Annotated in this window: 16 protein-coding genes and 1 riboswitch; of the genes, 6 read left to right on the forward strand and 10 right to left on the reverse strand. The window is 71.6% G+C overall.

Annotated elements, in window-relative coordinates:
- Window positions 1-64: 64 nt before the first annotated feature.
- Together IEJ02_RS29215 and IEJ02_RS29220 are read right to left on the reverse strand one after the other, a co-directional pair.
- Window positions 65-1,837 carry a serine/threonine-protein kinase gene (locus IEJ02_RS29215; RefSeq protein WP_191067567.1) on the reverse strand — a complete coding sequence of 591 codons (1,773 nt, stop codon included), beginning with the start codon at window positions 1,835-1,837 and terminating at the stop codon, window positions 65-67.
- An 80-nt stretch (window positions 1,838-1,917) separates the two neighbouring features.
- Window positions 1,918-2,829, reverse strand: a complete 912-nt coding sequence (locus IEJ02_RS29220; protein ID WP_370467151.1) for a menaquinone biosynthetic enzyme MqnA/MqnD family protein — start codon at window positions 2,827-2,829, stop codon at window positions 1,918-1,920.
- Window positions 2,830-3,131: 302 nt separating this feature from the next.
- Between IEJ02_RS29220 and IEJ02_RS29225 the strand changes: the two genes are divergently transcribed.
- Window positions 3,132-3,335 (forward strand): cold-shock protein, encoded by a 204-nt coding sequence (locus tag IEJ02_RS29225; protein ID WP_030834854.1) that lies wholly within the window; start codon window positions 3,132-3,134, stop codon window positions 3,333-3,335.
- Window positions 3,336-3,489: 154 nt separating this feature from the next.
- Here IEJ02_RS29225 and IEJ02_RS29230 read toward each other — a convergent pair whose 3' ends face one another.
- Complete coding sequence (locus tag IEJ02_RS29230; protein ID WP_137979012.1) at window positions 3,490-3,936, reverse strand: cupin domain-containing protein; 447 nt, start codon at window positions 3,934-3,936, stop codon at window positions 3,490-3,492.
- 219 nt (window positions 3,937-4,155) lie between these two features.
- Between IEJ02_RS29230 and IEJ02_RS29235 the strand changes: the two genes are divergently transcribed.
- On the forward strand, window positions 4,156-5,259 hold the full coding sequence (locus IEJ02_RS29235; protein WP_191067568.1) for an AraC family transcriptional regulator: 1,104 nt from the start codon (window positions 4,156-4,158) through the stop codon (window positions 5,257-5,259).
- A gap of 102 nt (window positions 5,260-5,361) precedes the next feature.
- Window positions 5,362-6,531, forward strand: a complete 1,170-nt coding sequence (locus IEJ02_RS29240) for a lipase family protein (protein ID WP_191067569.1) — start codon at window positions 5,362-5,364, stop codon at window positions 6,529-6,531.
- 44 nt (window positions 6,532-6,575) lie between these two features.
- Here IEJ02_RS29240 and IEJ02_RS29245 read toward each other — a convergent pair whose 3' ends face one another.
- Entirely contained in the window at window positions 6,576-7,190 is a 615-nt protein-coding gene (locus tag IEJ02_RS29245; protein WP_223864607.1) for a TetR/AcrR family transcriptional regulator, read from the reverse strand.
- Window positions 7,191-7,412: 222 nt separating this feature from the next.
- Here IEJ02_RS29245 and IEJ02_RS29250 point away from each other — a divergent pair, with 222 nt between their 5' ends.
- Entirely contained in the window at window positions 7,413-8,429 is a 1,017-nt protein-coding gene (locus tag IEJ02_RS29250) for an alpha/beta hydrolase (protein ID WP_191067571.1), read from the forward strand.
- Between the two features lie 7 nt (window positions 8,430-8,436).
- Window positions 8,437-8,502, forward strand: a riboswitch (guanidine-III (ykkC-III) riboswitch).
- A gap of 33 nt (window positions 8,503-8,535) precedes the next feature.
- On the forward strand, window positions 8,536-8,856 hold the full coding sequence (locus IEJ02_RS29255) for a DMT family transporter (protein WP_191067572.1): 321 nt from the start codon (window positions 8,536-8,538) through the stop codon (window positions 8,854-8,856).
- A 59-nt stretch (window positions 8,857-8,915) separates the two neighbouring features.
- Here IEJ02_RS29255 and IEJ02_RS29260 read toward each other — a convergent pair whose 3' ends face one another.
- The 6 genes from IEJ02_RS29260 to IEJ02_RS29285 form a co-directional block, all read right to left on the reverse strand.
- The gene (locus tag IEJ02_RS29260; protein ID WP_191067573.1) at window positions 8,916-10,241 is read right to left on the reverse strand and encodes a dicarboxylate/amino acid:cation symporter; all 1,326 of its coding nucleotides are present in this window, start codon (window positions 10,239-10,241) and stop codon (window positions 8,916-8,918) included.
- A gap of 378 nt (window positions 10,242-10,619) precedes the next feature.
- Complete coding sequence (locus tag IEJ02_RS29265; protein WP_174890181.1) at window positions 10,620-10,907, reverse strand: DUF4229 domain-containing protein; 288 nt, start codon at window positions 10,905-10,907, stop codon at window positions 10,620-10,622.
- A gap of 109 nt (window positions 10,908-11,016) precedes the next feature.
- Window positions 11,017-11,541, reverse strand: coding sequence for a GNAT family N-acetyltransferase (locus IEJ02_RS29270; RefSeq protein WP_191067574.1), 525 nt, complete (start codon window positions 11,539-11,541; stop codon window positions 11,017-11,019).
- Window positions 11,542-11,643: 102 nt separating this feature from the next.
- Window positions 11,644-12,303 (reverse strand): UdgX family uracil-DNA binding protein, encoded by a 660-nt coding sequence (locus IEJ02_RS29275; protein ID WP_191067575.1) that lies wholly within the window; start codon window positions 12,301-12,303, stop codon window positions 11,644-11,646.
- A gap of 141 nt (window positions 12,304-12,444) precedes the next feature.
- A complete protein-coding gene (gene mqnE, locus IEJ02_RS29280; RefSeq protein WP_137978996.1) occupies window positions 12,445-13,623 on the reverse strand; it encodes an aminofutalosine synthase MqnE in 1,179 nt (392 codons plus the stop codon).
- 46 nt (window positions 13,624-13,669) lie between these two features.
- Window positions 13,670-14,131: an Lrp/AsnC family transcriptional regulator gene (locus IEJ02_RS29285; protein ID WP_020869409.1), complete on the reverse strand. Its 462-nt coding sequence runs from the start codon at window positions 14,129-14,131 to the stop codon at window positions 13,670-13,672.
- Window positions 14,132-14,243: 112 nt separating this feature from the next.
- Here IEJ02_RS29285 and IEJ02_RS29290 point away from each other — a divergent pair, with 112 nt between their 5' ends.
- Window positions 14,244-14,420: a hypothetical protein gene (locus IEJ02_RS29290; RefSeq protein WP_165556262.1), complete on the forward strand. Its 177-nt coding sequence runs from the start codon at window positions 14,244-14,246 to the stop codon at window positions 14,418-14,420.
- Window positions 14,421-14,429: the final 9 nt, after the last annotated feature.

Here is a 14,429-nt window from a genome sequence, read left to right on the forward strand (position 1 = left end):
TGCGGCCGCTCTGCAGCCGCCGCACCCGCCGTATCCGCCGAATCCGTCGCTCCGCGCTCCGCTCTCATTTGAGCTTGCGGAGGGTGCCCGTGGGATCGCCCGCCTGTTTGTCCTTCGCCTTGTAGCTGATCGTTCCGTCGGAGGTGAGGGTGAACTGCTCGTCCGTCGACGCGTCGCTGCACCCCTGCTGGGGCTCGGAGCCCTTGAGGCGCGCGTCGAGGTGGAGTCGTTTCGGGGCCGCCGAGACCAGCTTCCAGGTGCTGTCGCAGCGCAGCACCGACAGCTTGACCCGGCCGCTGGCGACGTCCTGCCCGAGGGGACCCTGCCGGAAGGTGATGGTCAGGGTGCCCACCGGGATGCCCGAGTCGGAGGTCAGATCGCCCTGCCAGGTGCCGATGAACCCCTTGGGCACATCGCCCTTTTCGGAGCCGGTGTCCCCGGCTCCCGGCTGCTGCTCCGTGGCGGACGGACGGGGTTTACCGGCGCTCTTGTCGGCGCTGTCGTCGGAGCCGCCGGGGAGCACCTGGAAGAGCACGGCGGCGGTCGTCGCGGCGGCCAGCGCGCCCGCGACGGACAGCACCAGCGTGCAGCTCAGCGCCTTGGGGCGCTTCTTACCGCCGACGGCGGCGGAGAGCGAGACGCTCCGGCCGCCACCCGGCTCCGCCGACGGCGGGGCCGGGAGCGGATGGGCGGCGGGCCGGTCCTTCCCCTGCGGCCCGTCGGCGTACGACGGGTCGGGCGGGCCGAAGGCGCCCAGCACGGGCGCGGCAGGGGCCGGGGCCGGGCCCAGGGCCGGGACGGGCGGCGGGGTCGGGCGGTCCTCGGCGGACGGGACGGCGTCGGAGGGCCCGGCGGCGGGCGACTCCGTGACGTACGGCCCGGCGGGGGACGGCCCGGCGTCGGACGGCTCGGGCGCGGACGGCGGGGCCACGGCCTCCGCCTCCAGGTCGAGCAGCTCCACCACCTGCCGGCTCACCCGCTCGACCAGCGCCCCCGGCAGCCAGCCCGGCCGTGCCAGCCCCGAGGCGCCGTCCTCCGGGGCGAGGCGCCGCACGATCTGCTCGGGGGTGGGGCGGTCGGCCGGGTTCTTGGCGAGGCACGCGGCGACCAGATCGCGCAGCTCCCCGGTCAGCTCGCGGCCGAACCGGGGCTCGTCGTGCACCACCTTGTACAGCAGCGCGGCCGAGGTGTCGCCCGGGAACGGCGGCTCACCGGTCGCCGCGTACGCCAGCACCGCGCCGAGAGAGAAGACATCGGCGGCGCCCTCGACGTTCTCGCCCAGGATCTGCTCGGGCGCCATATAGCCGGGCGAGCCGATGGAGGCGCCGGTCGAGGTCAGCGACACCGTGCCCTCGGTGGCCCGGGCGATGCCGAAGTCGATCAGCCGCGGACCGTCGAGCGCGAGCAGCACATTGGACGGCTTGACGTCGCGGTGGACCAGGCCGAGGGCGTGCACCGCGGCCAGTGCCTCGGCGAGTCCCGCGCCCAGCGCCCGCACCGACGCCTCGGGCAGCGGCCCCTCGTCGGACACGGCCTGGTTGAGCGGAGGGCCCGCCACATAGCCGGTGGCCACCCACGGAATGCGTGCTTCCGGGTCGGCGTCCAGGACCGGTGCGGTGAAGTCGCCGCCGACCCGGCGCGCGGCGTCGACCTCGCGCCAGAAACGGGCGCGGAACTCCTCGTCCAGCGCGAAATGGGCGTGCACGACCTTCACCGCGACCGTGCGCCCGCCCGCGCTGCGGCCCACGTAAACCCGGCCCATACCGCCCGAACCGAGCCGACCGAGCAGCCGATAGGCGCCGATGACCTGCGGATCGTCCGCTCCCAGCGGATCCATCGCGTTGCCTCCCCCTCCGTGCGCCGGTCCAGCTTAGGGGGTGTTACGGCCGTCCACCGCAGGTCGTGCGGCCGGGAAGGTCAGCTCAGCAGCGCGACCCGGACGTCCGCGGGGTATCCGGTCGTCGGCCCCGTACGGCGGGCGAACTCGGCGATGCCCTCCAACTGCGCCTGGCCGAGGCTGAAGTCGAGGGTGGTGAAGTAGCGTTCCAGCACCGACGCCTCGAGCTGCTCCCAGCGCGCCGCCTGCTCGGCGACCTTGCCGACCTCCTCCAGGGAGAGGTTCCGCGAGGACAGGAACGCCTCGTGGACCTGCCGGACGATCTCCGGCTCCCGCTCCAGATACTCGCGGCGGGCGGCCCACACGGCGAAGACGAAGGGGAGCCCGGTCCACTCCTTCCACATCTGGCCCAGATCGTGGACCCGCAGGCCCAGCCGGGGCGCGTCATGGAGGTTGGCCCGCAGCGCGGCGTCACCGATCAGCACCGCCGCCTCGGCCTCCTGCATCATCAGGCTGAGGTCGGGCGGGCAGGTGTAGTAGTCGGGGGCGAGTCCGTACCGCTCGGCGAGCAGCAGCTGGGCCAGGCGTACGGAGGTGCGCGAGGCGGAACCGAGGGCGACGCGCGCCCCGTCCAGCTGCTCCAGCGGCAGCTGCGAGACGATCACACAGGACATGACGGGCCCGTCACAGCCCACCGCGATGTCCGGGAGCGCGACGAGATCGTCCGCATTGCGCAGGTACTCCACCAGGCTGATCGGGCCGATGTCGAGATCGCCACGGACCAGCAGGTCGTTCAGGGCGTCGGGAGACGCCTTGGTGAGGTCGAAATCCAGGAGGGATCCGGTCCTGGCCAGGCCCCAGTACAACGGCATGCAATTGAGGTACTGGATGTGCCCCACCTTTGGCCGACTCAGCCGATGATCGCCGGGGGTTCCGAGGCTTTCGGAGGCACCCTGTGTACTCCGCGAGGGGGAACTCGGTGAATTGTCCACGTCTCGGAGGCTAGCCCCGCTTGCCCCGGGTAATGGCGGCGGGGTGGTCCGGTAGCCTTGCGCCGACTGGCCCGTAGTCGCTCGACCTGCGATCTTATCCACCTCCGAGGCCCGGGAAACCCCTCGTTTTCGTGATCTTCGGCTCTTTCCTCGCGCACACGGAGCGTGCTAGGCTCGCCGCAAGTTGCAGTTTGGTTTCCTTGCAGTACAGAGCCTGCGGAGCATGTAACCGCGGGCTTTTGTAGTTTTCAGACTTCTTGCAGGTTCTGGAGCAGGGCAACCCTTTGGCCCAAGGAGGGCTTATGGCTACCGGAACCGTCAAGTGGTTCAACGCCGAGAAGGGCTTCGGCTTCATCGCCCAGGACGGCGGCGGCCCCGATGTCTTCGTTCACTACTCCGCGATCAACGCGACCGGCTTCCGTTCTCTCGAGGAGAACCAGGCCGTGACCTTCGACGTCACCCAGGGTCCGAAGGGCCCCCAGGCGGAGAACGTCAGCGCCGTCTGATCCAGCAGCACCACCCAAGGAGCCCTGCTCCCCGCCTGGCGGGGAGGCGGGGCTCCTGCCTTTTGGTCCCGTGGCTTTGGGGCCCCTGTGGGGCCCTGCCTTTGGGGGCCCGTGGCTCGGGGTCCTTGGCTCGGAGGCCCGTGCCTGGATGTGATCAGTCCTCCAGCAGCCGGAAGTCGGCGAAGTCGAAGCCCGGGGAGACCACACAGCTCACCAGGACCTCCTCGTCCGCCTCCGGACGGGCCGCCTGCCAGACGCCCGGCGGGATGACGACCTGGGGGCGCTGGCCGGAGGCGATGTCGCGGCCCAGGAGCACCTCCGTGGGGGCCGCCTCCGGGGCGTCGCCCGTACCGCCCAGCCGCAGCCGCAGCGGGCCGCCGCTGTGCCACAGCCACAGCTCGGCCGAGCGCACCACATGCCAGCGGGACTCCTCACCGGGAGTCAGCAGGAAGTAGATCGCCGTGGCGGTCGCGCGCTCGCCCTCGTACCCCGGCGGCCGCACCGTGACATCGCTGCGCCAGGTCTCCCGGTACCAGCCGCCCTCCGGGTGGGGCTCGAGACCGAGCCATTCGGCCGTGGCGGGTCGTCGGGTCGTGGCCATGTCGCTCACCGCTCTCACGCGTCCGTACGGGCCCGTCGAGGATAGCCCGTAGGGGCCTCCCGTAAGGGCCTCACGCCCTCCTCAAGGCGCTCACGCCGCCTCCCTGAAACGCCCACGCCGCCCTATAGCGCTCATGTCGCCCTTACGGGGCTCACGCCGTGTAGGGGCCCCGCGACGCACCGCTGACGCGGCGTGCCCGCCCGGGCTACGGTTTTGACCATGGGGCACGGGCGGCGGACGGTGACGGTGCACCATGTGCGGGCCGCGCTGCGCGGAGCGCAGCGGCTCGGCCTCGACACCGTCCCCCTGCTGCAGCGGGCCCGGATACCCCCGCTGCTGCTCGCCGACGACCGCGCCCGCGTCTCCCCCGAGCAGTTCGCCCGGCTGGTGCGCGCCCTGCACCGGGCCACGGCGGACGAGTTCATGGGGCTGGGGACCATCCGCAGCCGGCCCGGCACCTTCGCGATGATGTGCTACGCCTCGCTGGGCTGCCCCGACCTCGGCACGGCGATGGAGCGCGGCGCCCGCTTCTACCGGCTCTTCCCCGGCGGCCCCGATCTGGCCCTGGAGAGCGACGCGGGCCGGGGCCGGGAGGCGGTGTTCGCCCTGCGCGGCGGACTCGGCCCGCATGAGGACGCCCTTACGGCGGCCGAGAGCCATATCGTCGCCGAATGGCTCATGCTCATCTGGCACCGGGTCGCGGGCTGGCTGATCGGCCGCCGGATCCCGCTGCTGTGGGCCCAGTTCGCGTATCCCCCGCCCCCGTACGCCGAGGACTACGAGCCGCTCTTCGGCTGCCCGCCCCGCTTCGGGGCGCCGCGCACCGCGGCCGGTTTCGACCGCCGCTGGCTGACCGCCCCCATCGTCCAGGACGAGTCCACGCTCCAGACGCTGCTGCGGCACGCGCCCGCCGGGCTGCTCAGCCGCCGCGACTACGGGACGACCGTCGCCGAGCAGGTGCGGCACGCGCTCACCGGCGCGCTGCGGACGCGCGGCGGCCCGGCCGACGGCCCACGCGCCCGGCACTCCGCCCGGCACCCCGCGCGGCTCCCGGAGCTGCCCGAGGTCGCCGCCCGGCTGGCGGTCAGCCCGGCGACGCTGCGCCGACGGCTGCGCGAGGAGGGCACGTCCTTCCAGGAGCTCAAGGACACCGTGCGGCGTGACGAGGCGGTCAGCAGCCTGGCCGAGGGGGTCGAGCCCATCGCCGATCTGGCCTTACGGCTGGGCTTCTCCGAGGACACGGCGTTCCACCGGGCGTTCCGGCGCTGGACCGGGACAACACCGGGCGCATACCGACATGAGACGCGGAGTCAGCACATCTGAGCGCCGCGGTCAGCCACGGACGCCCCGCCCGTCCCTACGGTCCTCCCAGAGCGACTCAGCACCACCGACAAGGCGCACCGCCCGCACCGTTGGGAGAGCCGTATGCGCATCCGCACCACCGTGCTCGCCGGCCTCGCCGCCCTCGCCCTGACCTCGGCGCTGCCCGCCGCCCCGGCCGCCGCCGCACCGGGCGCCCCGGCCGCCGACACCGGCAGACCCGGCGACATCGTCACGTCCGCCCCCACCGCCTTCCGCACCCAGCCCGGTGTGCCGACCGCCACCAAGGCATGGCACATCACCTACCGCTCGACCACCGCCACCGGCCGCCCCGACGTCGTCTCCGGTACGGTCCTCGTCCCCGACGACGGCAAACAGGGCCCCCGGCCCCTCCTCACCTGGGGCATCGGCGCCGTGGGCCTCGCCGACGACTGCGCGGTGTCCGGCCGGTTCCCTCAGGGCACCTCGACCGAGGCCCAGCTGATCGACCTCGCGCTGCGCCGCGGCTGGGCCGTGGCCGTCACCGACTACGAGGGTCTGGGCACCCCGGACGACCACACCTATACGGCCGGCCGGTCCGAGGGCCATGCCGTCCTGGACGCGGCGCGCGCCGCCCAGCGCCTTCCGGAGGCCGGGCTCTCACCGGAGGCGCCCGTGGGCGTCATGGGCTACTCCCAGGGCGGCCAGGCGGCCGGCTGGGCCGCCGAACTGCATGCCTCGTACGCCCCCGAGCTGCGGCTGAAGGGCACGGTCGCCGGGGGCGTGCCCGCCGACCTCCCCACGACGCTGGAGTACAACGACGGCGGACCGGGCGCCGGGCTCGCCCTTATGGCGCTCACCGGACAGGACGCGGCCTTCCCCGCGCTGCGGCTCGACTCGTACCTCAACGACCGGGGCCGCGGCCATGTGGAGTTCATGAAGCGGAACTGCGTGTCGCTCAGCACCATCGGCGGGCTCTTCCGGCACAGGTCCGAGGTGACCGTAAGGGACCCATTGGCCGACCCGGTCTGGCAACTCGCACTGCGCGACTCCTTCCTGGGCACCCGCTCCCCCGATCACCCCGTCTACCTCTACCAGGGCACGGTGGACGAGCTGATCCCGTACCGGGTCGGCGCTGCGCTGCGCGACCGCTGGTGCGCCCGGGGCGTGCCGGTGGAGTGGAAGGACTATCCGCTGGACCATGTCACCACGGCCGTGACCGGGATACCGACGGCCCTGGAGTGGATGGCCGGACGGCTGGCGGACGGGCCGGCACGGGGCAACTGCGCCGCCTGAGGCCCGGCTGACGCGGTGTCGGCCAGCACATGGGCCAATCCGCGTCAGCCGGCCCGCTCGGGCGACCATCCCTGCCCCTGGAGCAGGTTCCCCAGCCCGGCCCAGGCGAAGTTCATCAGGGTGGCCGCGGCCTCCTTGGCCGACGGCCCACCCGCTCGCCCGTCCGCCGTCCAGTCCGCGAGCGACTCGGCCGCGCCCACCAACGCGTGCGCGAGCCCGGACACCTCGGTGCCCGCGAGGGTCCGGGCGCGCGCCTCTCCGCGTGCCTGCTCCCGCGCGGCCGCGCCTATCAGCTGCGTCACGAACTCCACGATCTCGGCCCGCATCGCGACCACTTCACGGGCGAAGGGCCGCCCCTGCGTACGGGCCTGCACATGCAGCAGCGTCCAGCCGTCGGGATGTTCCGCCGTGTGCGCGAAGAAGCCGCTCAGCCCGCTCCACAACTGCCGGTCGGCGGGCGCGTCCCGCTCCACGGCGGCCCGGACGGCGGTCACCAGCGCCGCTGCCTCCCGCCGTATGCACGCCGTGAACAGCTCGTCCTTGGAGTTGAGATAGAGATAGACCAGCGGTTTGGAGACCCCGGCCAGCTCGGCGATGTCGTCCATCGAGGCGTTCTGATAGCCGCTGCGCGCGAAGGCCCGCACCCCCGCGTCCAGCATCTGCTGCTCCCGCACCGCCCGCGGTACGCGCTTGCTGCCCGTCACCCCGCCCACGCAGGCCGCCCCCTTCGATCGTGCCCCCGCACACATATCGCGGACAAGCCTACGGGGGACCACTGTCAGCGCTCTTGCCACGGCCGCCCGACGACATCAAAGTTTCAACTGACCACGCACCGTGCCCCGTTCAGCTCCATAACGCAGTGCCGCGAAGGAGAACGAACGATGCCGAACCGCCGTCGCACGCTCGCCGCGCTGACCGCGCTGGCCGCCACGCCGCTCCTCCCCGCTCCCGCGCAAGCCCGTTCCCCGGAGCCCGGCGCCTCGAAGGCCCGCTCCCCGGAGGCCCCTGCCGGACGCGGGACACCCGCCCGTGCGCGCCTGGTCGCCGCGGAGCGCGTCGGCGAGCGCGTCCTGGACCTGACGGTCGACTCGCCCGCCCTGGGCCGCGAGGGCCACGCCCGCGTCCTCCTCCCCACCGGCTACGACCGCAGACCCCACCACCGCTGGCCCGTCCTCTACCTGCTCCACGGCTGCTGCGACCCGGGCCCCGGCTGGGAGGCCTGGACCCGCAACACCGATGTCGAGGCGATCACCGCCGCCACCCCGGCGCTGATCGTCTCCCCCGAGGGCGGTCCCGCCGGCTTCTACTCCAACTGGTGGAACGGCGGCCACTACGGCCCGCCCGCCTGGGAGACCTTCCACCTGGCCGAGCTGCGCCCCCTGCTGGAGCGCGCCCTGCGGGCCAACGGCCGCCGGGCGATCGCCGGTCTGTCCATGGGCGGCTTCGGCGCCCTCTCCTACGCCGCCCGCCACCCCCGCCTCTTCCGCGCGGCGGCGTCCTTCAGCGGCGTCATCCACACCACCCTGGACCCCGCCGGAATCCAGGCCATCCTCACGGGCCAAGGCGCCGACCCGACGGCCCTCTGGGGAGACCCCACCGCCCAGTCCGCGCTCTGGGACGCCCACAACCCGTACGCCCTCATCCCCCGGCTCCCCCGCGGCTACCCGCTCTACCTCGCCTGCGGCAACGGCACCCCAGGGCCCCTCGACCCGCCGGACCGTCCCGAGGACGCCCTGGAGCGCGGCCTCGGCGAGATGGCCGAGCGCTACGTGCGCCGCGCCCGCGCCCACGGTCTGGCCGTCACCGCCCACCTCTACGGCCCCGGCACCCACACCTGGCCCTACTGGGAGCGTGAACTCACCCACGCCCTCCCCCTGCTCACCGCCCGGATCAGCTGACGCGGGAGGTTTGCTACGGTCGGGAGGAGCCCGACGAGACGCGCCGTACCGGGACCCGCAAAGACGACGCACCCCCGTAATCGAGAGACTCCACGGAGGTGCCGTCATGGCATGGGTCCTGCTGCTCACGGCCGGGCTGTTCGAGATCTGCTGGTCGATCGGCATGAAGCTGAGCGACGGCTTCACCCGGCTGTGGCCCAGTGTGGTCACCGTCGCCGGTCTGATCGTGAGCATGGGCCTGCTGGGCGCGGCGGTGAAGAGCCTGCCCATCGGCACGGCCTACGGCGTCTGGGTCGGCATCGGCGCGGTCGGCACCGCGCTGCTGGGCATGCTGCTCTTCCACGAACCGGTCACCCCGGCCCGGATCTTCTTCCTGCTCCTGCTGGTGGTGGCCATCGTGGGCCTGGAGGCCACGGCGGGCGGGTGAACAGCACGGTGCCCCCGGACCGCGGAGGTCCGGGGGCACCGTTTGTCGCCCGGCAGGTGTTACGCGGCGGCCAGCCGGGGTTCCGGCTCGTCGCGGTCGTCCAGCGGGGAGGCGCTGGCGTGGGTGTACGCCTCGTGGTCGAGGATCTTCTCGCGGGCCGAGACGATCACCGGTATCAGCGACTGACCGGCCACGTTGGTGGCGGTCCTCATCATGTCCAGGACCGGGTCGATGGCCATCAGCAGGCCGACGCCCTCCAAGGGGAGGCCCAGGGTGGAGAGGGTCAGGGTCAGCATGACCGTGGCGCCCGTAAGGCCGGCGGTGGCGGCGGAGCCGATCACCGAGACGAAGGCGATCAGGAGGTAGTCGCCGACGCCGAGGTTCACGTCGAAGATCTGGGCGATGAAGATCGCGGCGATCGCGGGGTAGATCGAGGCGCAGCCGTCCATCTTCGTCGTCGAGCCGAAGGGCACCGCGAAGGAGGCGTACTCCTTGGGGACGCCCAGCCGCTCGGTGACCTTCTGGGTCAGCGGCATGGTGCCGACCGAGGAGCGGGAGACGAAGGCGAGCTGGATGGCGGGCCAGGCGCCCTTGAAGAAGTTCAGGGGGTTGACCTTGGCGACCGTCGCCAGCAGCAGCGGGTAGACGCCGAACATCACCAGCGCGCAGCCGATGTAGATGTCGGCGGTGAAGGTCGCGTACTTGCCGATCAGGTTCCAGCCGTAGTCGGCGATGGCGGTGCCGATGAGGCCCAGGGTGCCCAGCGGAGCGAGGCGGATGACCCACCACAGGGCCTTCTGGAGCAGTTCGAGCACCGACTGGCTCAGGGTGAGGATCGGCTGGGCCTTCTCGCCGAGCTGGAGGGCGGCGACGCCCGCGACGGCGGCGATGAAGACGATCTGGAGGACGTTCAGCTCGGTGAACGGGGTGATGACATCGGTCGGCACGATGCCGGTGAGGAAGTCCAGCCAGGAGCCCGCGTGGTCCGGCTTGGCGCCGTCCTTGGGGGTCAGGTCGGTCCCGGCGCCCGGGTTGGTGACCAGGCCGATCGCCAGGCCGATGGCGACGGCGATGAGCGAGGTGGCCATGAACCACAGCAGGGTGCGGGTCGCCAGCCTGGCGGCGTTGTTGACGTTCCGCAGATTGGTGATCGAGATCAGGATCGCGAAGAACACCAGCGGGGCGACGGCCAGCTTCAGCAACTGGACGAAGATGCTGCCGATCTTGTCGAGCGTGGTGACCAGCCAGCCGACATCACCGCTGCGGGCGATCCAGCCGAGCACCACACCGAGGACGAGGCCCAGAAGGATCTGCGCCCAGAAGGGCACCTTGGGCAGGCGGAAGGAGGACGACCCCTGGGGGGACGCCTTGAGGGCGGACGACAACGGACACACTCCGGTGGAGGTCAAGAGGGCGGGAGAAAGCCAGGAGTCCGTACCGGATCTCCGGCCGCTGTGCGCGAGGTGGATCAGCGGCGACGACAGGCCGCGGACAGGCAGCGGCAAAGATCGATGTGCAGGCGCGCCACGAGCGGAACGCTCGCTGCGATGTGGGGCGCGGCTGCTGTCTTCATGACAAGTACGTTAACACCGCCGCTTTGGGGAACCCAAAGGAAATCTTTGACTTGCCAGGACGCCTGAGGGCATCTGAGGTCATCTGAGGGGCCGAAAGACATCAACGCCCCTTGCGCCAGCGGAAGCTGGCCCAAGGGGCGTCGGTGGAGTGTGCGGGGTGGTGTGAGGAGAGTTACAGTCCAGCGCCGGTCAGACGCCGTCCTCCTGGCTCTGGTTCGCCGCCAGCCGCTCCTTGGCGCGGTCCACCTTCTCGGCGACCTCGACGGCCAAGGCGTCCCGCTGCTTGCGCAGCACGACCCAGCTGAGCGGCGCGGAGACGACCAGCGCGAGCAGCATCACCCAGAAGAGATTGGAGCTGCCAAGGCCGGAGGGCAGCACCCGGAAGTAGACCAGGGCCCAGATGGCCAGGAACGAGCCGACGAAGATTCCCAGGCGCATGAGGGTGTAGCGGAACGCGGCGCTCGGCGTGAAGGACACGACTCGTCCTCTCTCTCCTGGGAGTTCTGTGGGGAGTTCTGCTGCGGGGTCTTCCGGGGGCTTCCACCGGAAGGACCTGTCCTCCCAGTGAACCACGGCCGGTTTCCGATCAATTCAGCGGCAGCCACATGGTGACGTCGTCCCGGAAGTCGTCGTCCGCGACCTTGATCGCGCCGGGCACCCGCCCGACCTCCTTGTAGCCGCACCGCCCGTAGAAGAGATCCGCCCCGGTGCCGCCGCGACAGGTGAGCCGTATCCCCCGGATGCCGTCCATAGTGCGCGCGGCGTCCTCGGCGGCGGCCATAAGGGCGCGGCCGTATCCCTTGCCCTGGTGGGAGGGGTGCACCATCACGGTGTAGAGCCAGCACCAGTGGCGCATCAGCCGGTGGGTGTTGAAGGTGAAGAAGGCGGTGGCGGCCACGGCGCCGTCCTCGTCGCGGCCGAGGAGCAGACGGGTCCGGCCCTCCGTCATCGCGGCGAGGTGCTTGAGCAGCTCGGGGCGTATGTCGTCCTTGACCACGGGCGGTACGAAGCCGACGGCGCCGCCCGCGTTCGAGACATCGGCCCAGAGGGCGCAGATGGAGTCGAGCAGCTCGGGGGTGGTCTCGGGGTCGAGTTCACAGCGCAGGGGCATGCGATCGACGATACCCAGGGGGTCTGTCAGCGGCCCCGCGCGCCCCGATCCCGTACCCGGCCGCGGTCTCCTGTCGGCCTCGTACCCGACCATGGGCCGGGCTCAGCCCAGCGCCTCCGCCGCGACCCTCAGATCGGCCACCAGCCCCTCGTACACCGCCTCCCGGTCATCGGCCCGCAGCACCGCGGAGGGGTGGATCGTGGGGACGATCAGGGCGCCGCGCGCCGGTCCCGACGGGGCGCCCTCCAGCCGCGTCCCGCGCTGCTTGCTCACCCGGAACGACGAACCCAGCAGCGCCTTCCCCGCCGTGGCGCCGAGCGCCACGACCACCTCGGGCTCGATCAGCTCCAGCTCGGCCTCGAGCCACGGCCCGCAGGCGGAGAGCTCGCGCAGGCTCGGCGGCTTGTGGATGCGCCGCTTGCCGCGCTCGGGGACGTGGGTGAACTTGAAGTGCTTGACCGCGTTGGTGATGTACGTCTCGTCCGGGTCGATCCCGGCCTCGCCCAGGGCCCGGTCGAGGACCCTGCCCGCCGGGCCCACGAAGGGCTTGCCCTGCCGGTCCTCCTGGTCGCCCGGCTGCTCGCCGACGAGCACGACCCGGGCGTCCGGGTCCCCGGCGCCGAAGACGGTCTGCGTGGTGTCGCGGTGCAGCGGGCAGCCGTGGCATCCGGCCGCCGCCTCCCGGAGCGCGCCCAGGTCGGCGCCCTCCGGGACGAAGGGGGCGGCGGTGTACGCGTCCTCGGGACTCTTCGTACCGGCCATGACCCCCGAGTGCCCCGCTCGGCGGCCGTTAGACAGCGCCACCGGGCGGAGGCGACACGGGTCGGTCACACCGGCGGTACGCCCGCGACACGGGTCACACCGGCGGTACGCCCGCGATACGCGTCACGTCCGCCGTACGGATCACACCCGCATCGGCTGCGGGGTCTCGCGGCGGGCCGGGTCCGGGCCCTCGAACTCGCGGATGACCTCGTAGCGGGTGTTCCGCTCCACCGGCCGGAAACCGGCGTCCCGGATCAGGTCGAGCAGATCGTCACGGGTGAGCTTGTTGGGCGTCCCGTAGTCGTCGGCGTCGTGCGTGATCTTGTACTCCACGACCGACCCGTCCATGTCGTCCGCGCCGTGGTTGAGCGCGAGCTGTGCGGTCTGCACGCCGTGCATCACCCAGAAGACCTTGACGTGCGGCACGTTGTCGAAGAGCAGCCGCGAGACCGCGAAGGTCTTCAGCGCCTCCGCGCCGGTGGCCATGGTGGTGCGGGCCTGAAGGCGGTTGCGGATCTTGCCGTCCTTCATGTCCACGAAGTCGTGCTGGTAGCGCAGCGGGATGAAGACCTGGAAGCCGCCGGTCTCGTCCTGGAGCTCGCGCAGCCGCAGCACGTGGTCCACCCGGTGGCGGGGCTCCTCGATGTGCCCGTAGAGCATCGTGCAGGGCGTCTTGAGCCCCTTCTCGTGCGCGAGCCGGTGGATCCGCGACCAGTCCTCCCAGTGGGTCTCGTGGTCGACGATGTGCTGCCGGATCTCCCAGTCGAAGATCTCGGCGCCGCCGCCGGTCAGCGACTCCAGCCCGGCGTCGATCAGCTCGTCGAGGATCTCCGAGGCCGGCATGCCGGAGATCTTCTCGAAGTGGTGGATCTCGGTGGCGGTGAACGCCTTGAGGGAGACCTGCGGAAGGGCCTCCTTGAGCGCCTTGAGCGACCGCGGGTAGTAGCGCCACGGGAGGGTCGGGTGCAGGCCGTTGACGATGTGGAGCTCGGTGAGGTTCTCGTTCTCCATCGCCTTGGCGAGGCGGACGGCCTCCTCGATGCGCATCGTGTAGGCGTCCTTCTCGCCGGGCTTGCGCTGGAAGGAGCAGTACGCGCAGGACGCGGTGCACACGTTGGTCATGTTGAGGTGGCGGTTGACGTTGAAGTGCACGACGTCGCCGTTCTTACGGGTGCGCACCTCATGGGCGAGACCGCCCAGCCAGGCCAGATCGTCGGACTCGTAAAGGGCGATGCCGTCCTCCCGCGAGAGCCGCTCGCCCGCGCGGACCTTCTGCTCCAATTCCCTTTTGAAACCCGCGTCGTGTGTGGTCCCCGTCACCCCGGTCGCCTCCCAATACGTCTGCTGATGTCAGCCCTCGCCGACACTACGCCTCGATGTCCTCCGGAAGCTCGCCGACCCGGTTCTCCCACTTCGTGGACAGCACGATCGTGGTCCGGGTGCGGGAGACGCCCTTGGTGCCGGAGAGCCGGCGGATGGTCCGCTCCAGGCCGTCCACGTCGGATGCGCGCACCTTGAGCATGTAGGAGTCGTCGCCCGCGATGAACCAGCAGTCCTCGATCTCGGCGAGCTCGCGCAACCGGTGGGCCACCTCCTCGTGGTCGGTGGCGTCCGAGAGCTGGATGCCGATCAGCGCGGTGACGCCGAGCCCCAGGGAGGCGGCGTCCACGGTCGCGCGATAGCCGGTGATCACCCCGGCGGCCTCCAGGCGGTTGATCCGGTCCGTGACACTGGGCCCGGAGAGGCCGACGAGCCTGCCGAGCTCCGCGTAGGAGGCCCGGCCGTTCTCCCGCAGGGCCTGGATGAGCTGCCTGTCCACCGCGTCCATAAGCACGTACGCCTTCCATTATTCAAAGTTTGAGCGGGATTACATGTAGAATCTAAGGCATCAGGGCCACAAGCCCTGTAAATCTTTTAGGCGATCGACCATCCCTCAGGAGATGAGACTCACCGTGTACACGATCGAGGGCCTTGAGGCCCGCATGCTCGAGCTGCGGGACCTGGCCAACCGCTCGCGTGCAGCCCGCCCCACCGACCGGCCCGTCTCCCGTGCGGCCCGCCGCGCGGCCGTCGTCGCGGCCCGCGCGGCGCGCACCAGGCGGCGCTGGACCCGCTAGGGCCTGTCG

Origin of the sequence: Streptomyces sp. 5-10 (assembly GCF_014712245.1) — a bacterium.
Taxonomy (GTDB): domain Bacteria; phylum Actinomycetota; class Actinomycetes; order Streptomycetales; family Streptomycetaceae; genus Streptomyces; species Streptomyces violaceusniger.

What these genes read in the sequence shown, in the direction of transcription:
- IEJ02_RS29215 (WP_191067567.1), bottom strand. Translation starts at nt 1,837, where the DNA reads ATGGATCCGCTGGGAGCGGACGATCCGCAGGTCATCGGCGCCTATCGG.
- IEJ02_RS29225 (WP_030834854.1), top strand. Translation starts at nt 3,132, where the DNA reads ATGGCTACCGGAACCGTCAAGTGGTTCAACGCCGAGAAGGGCTTCGGC.
- IEJ02_RS29230 (WP_137979012.1), bottom strand. Translation starts at nt 3,936, where the DNA reads ATGGCCACGACCCGACGACCCGCCACGGCCGAATGGCTCGGTCTCGAG.
- IEJ02_RS29235 (WP_191067568.1), top strand. Translation starts at nt 4,156, where the DNA reads ATGGGGCACGGGCGGCGGACGGTGACGGTGCACCATGTGCGGGCCGCG.
- IEJ02_RS29240 (WP_191067569.1), top strand. Translation starts at nt 5,362, where the DNA reads ATGCGCATCCGCACCACCGTGCTCGCCGGCCTCGCCGCCCTCGCCCTG.
- IEJ02_RS29245 (WP_223864607.1), bottom strand. Translation starts at nt 7,190, where the DNA reads ATGCTGGACGCGGGGGTGCGGGCCTTCGCGCGCAGCGGCTATCAGAAC.
- IEJ02_RS29250 (WP_191067571.1), top strand. Translation starts at nt 7,413, where the DNA reads ATGCCGAACCGCCGTCGCACGCTCGCCGCGCTGACCGCGCTGGCCGCC.
- IEJ02_RS29255 (WP_191067572.1), top strand. Translation starts at nt 8,536, where the DNA reads ATGGCATGGGTCCTGCTGCTCACGGCCGGGCTGTTCGAGATCTGCTGG.
- IEJ02_RS29270 (WP_191067574.1), bottom strand. Translation starts at nt 11,541, where the DNA reads ATGCCCCTGCGCTGTGAACTCGACCCCGAGACCACCCCCGAGCTGCTC.
- IEJ02_RS29275 (WP_191067575.1), bottom strand. Translation starts at nt 12,303, where the DNA reads ATGGCCGGTACGAAGAGTCCCGAGGACGCGTACACCGCCGCCCCCTTC.
- IEJ02_RS29285 (WP_020869409.1), bottom strand. Translation starts at nt 14,131, where the DNA reads ATGGACGCGGTGGACAGGCAGCTCATCCAGGCCCTGCGGGAGAACGGC.
- IEJ02_RS29290 (WP_165556262.1), top strand. Translation starts at nt 14,244, where the DNA reads ATGAGACTCACCGTGTACACGATCGAGGGCCTTGAGGCCCGCATGCTC.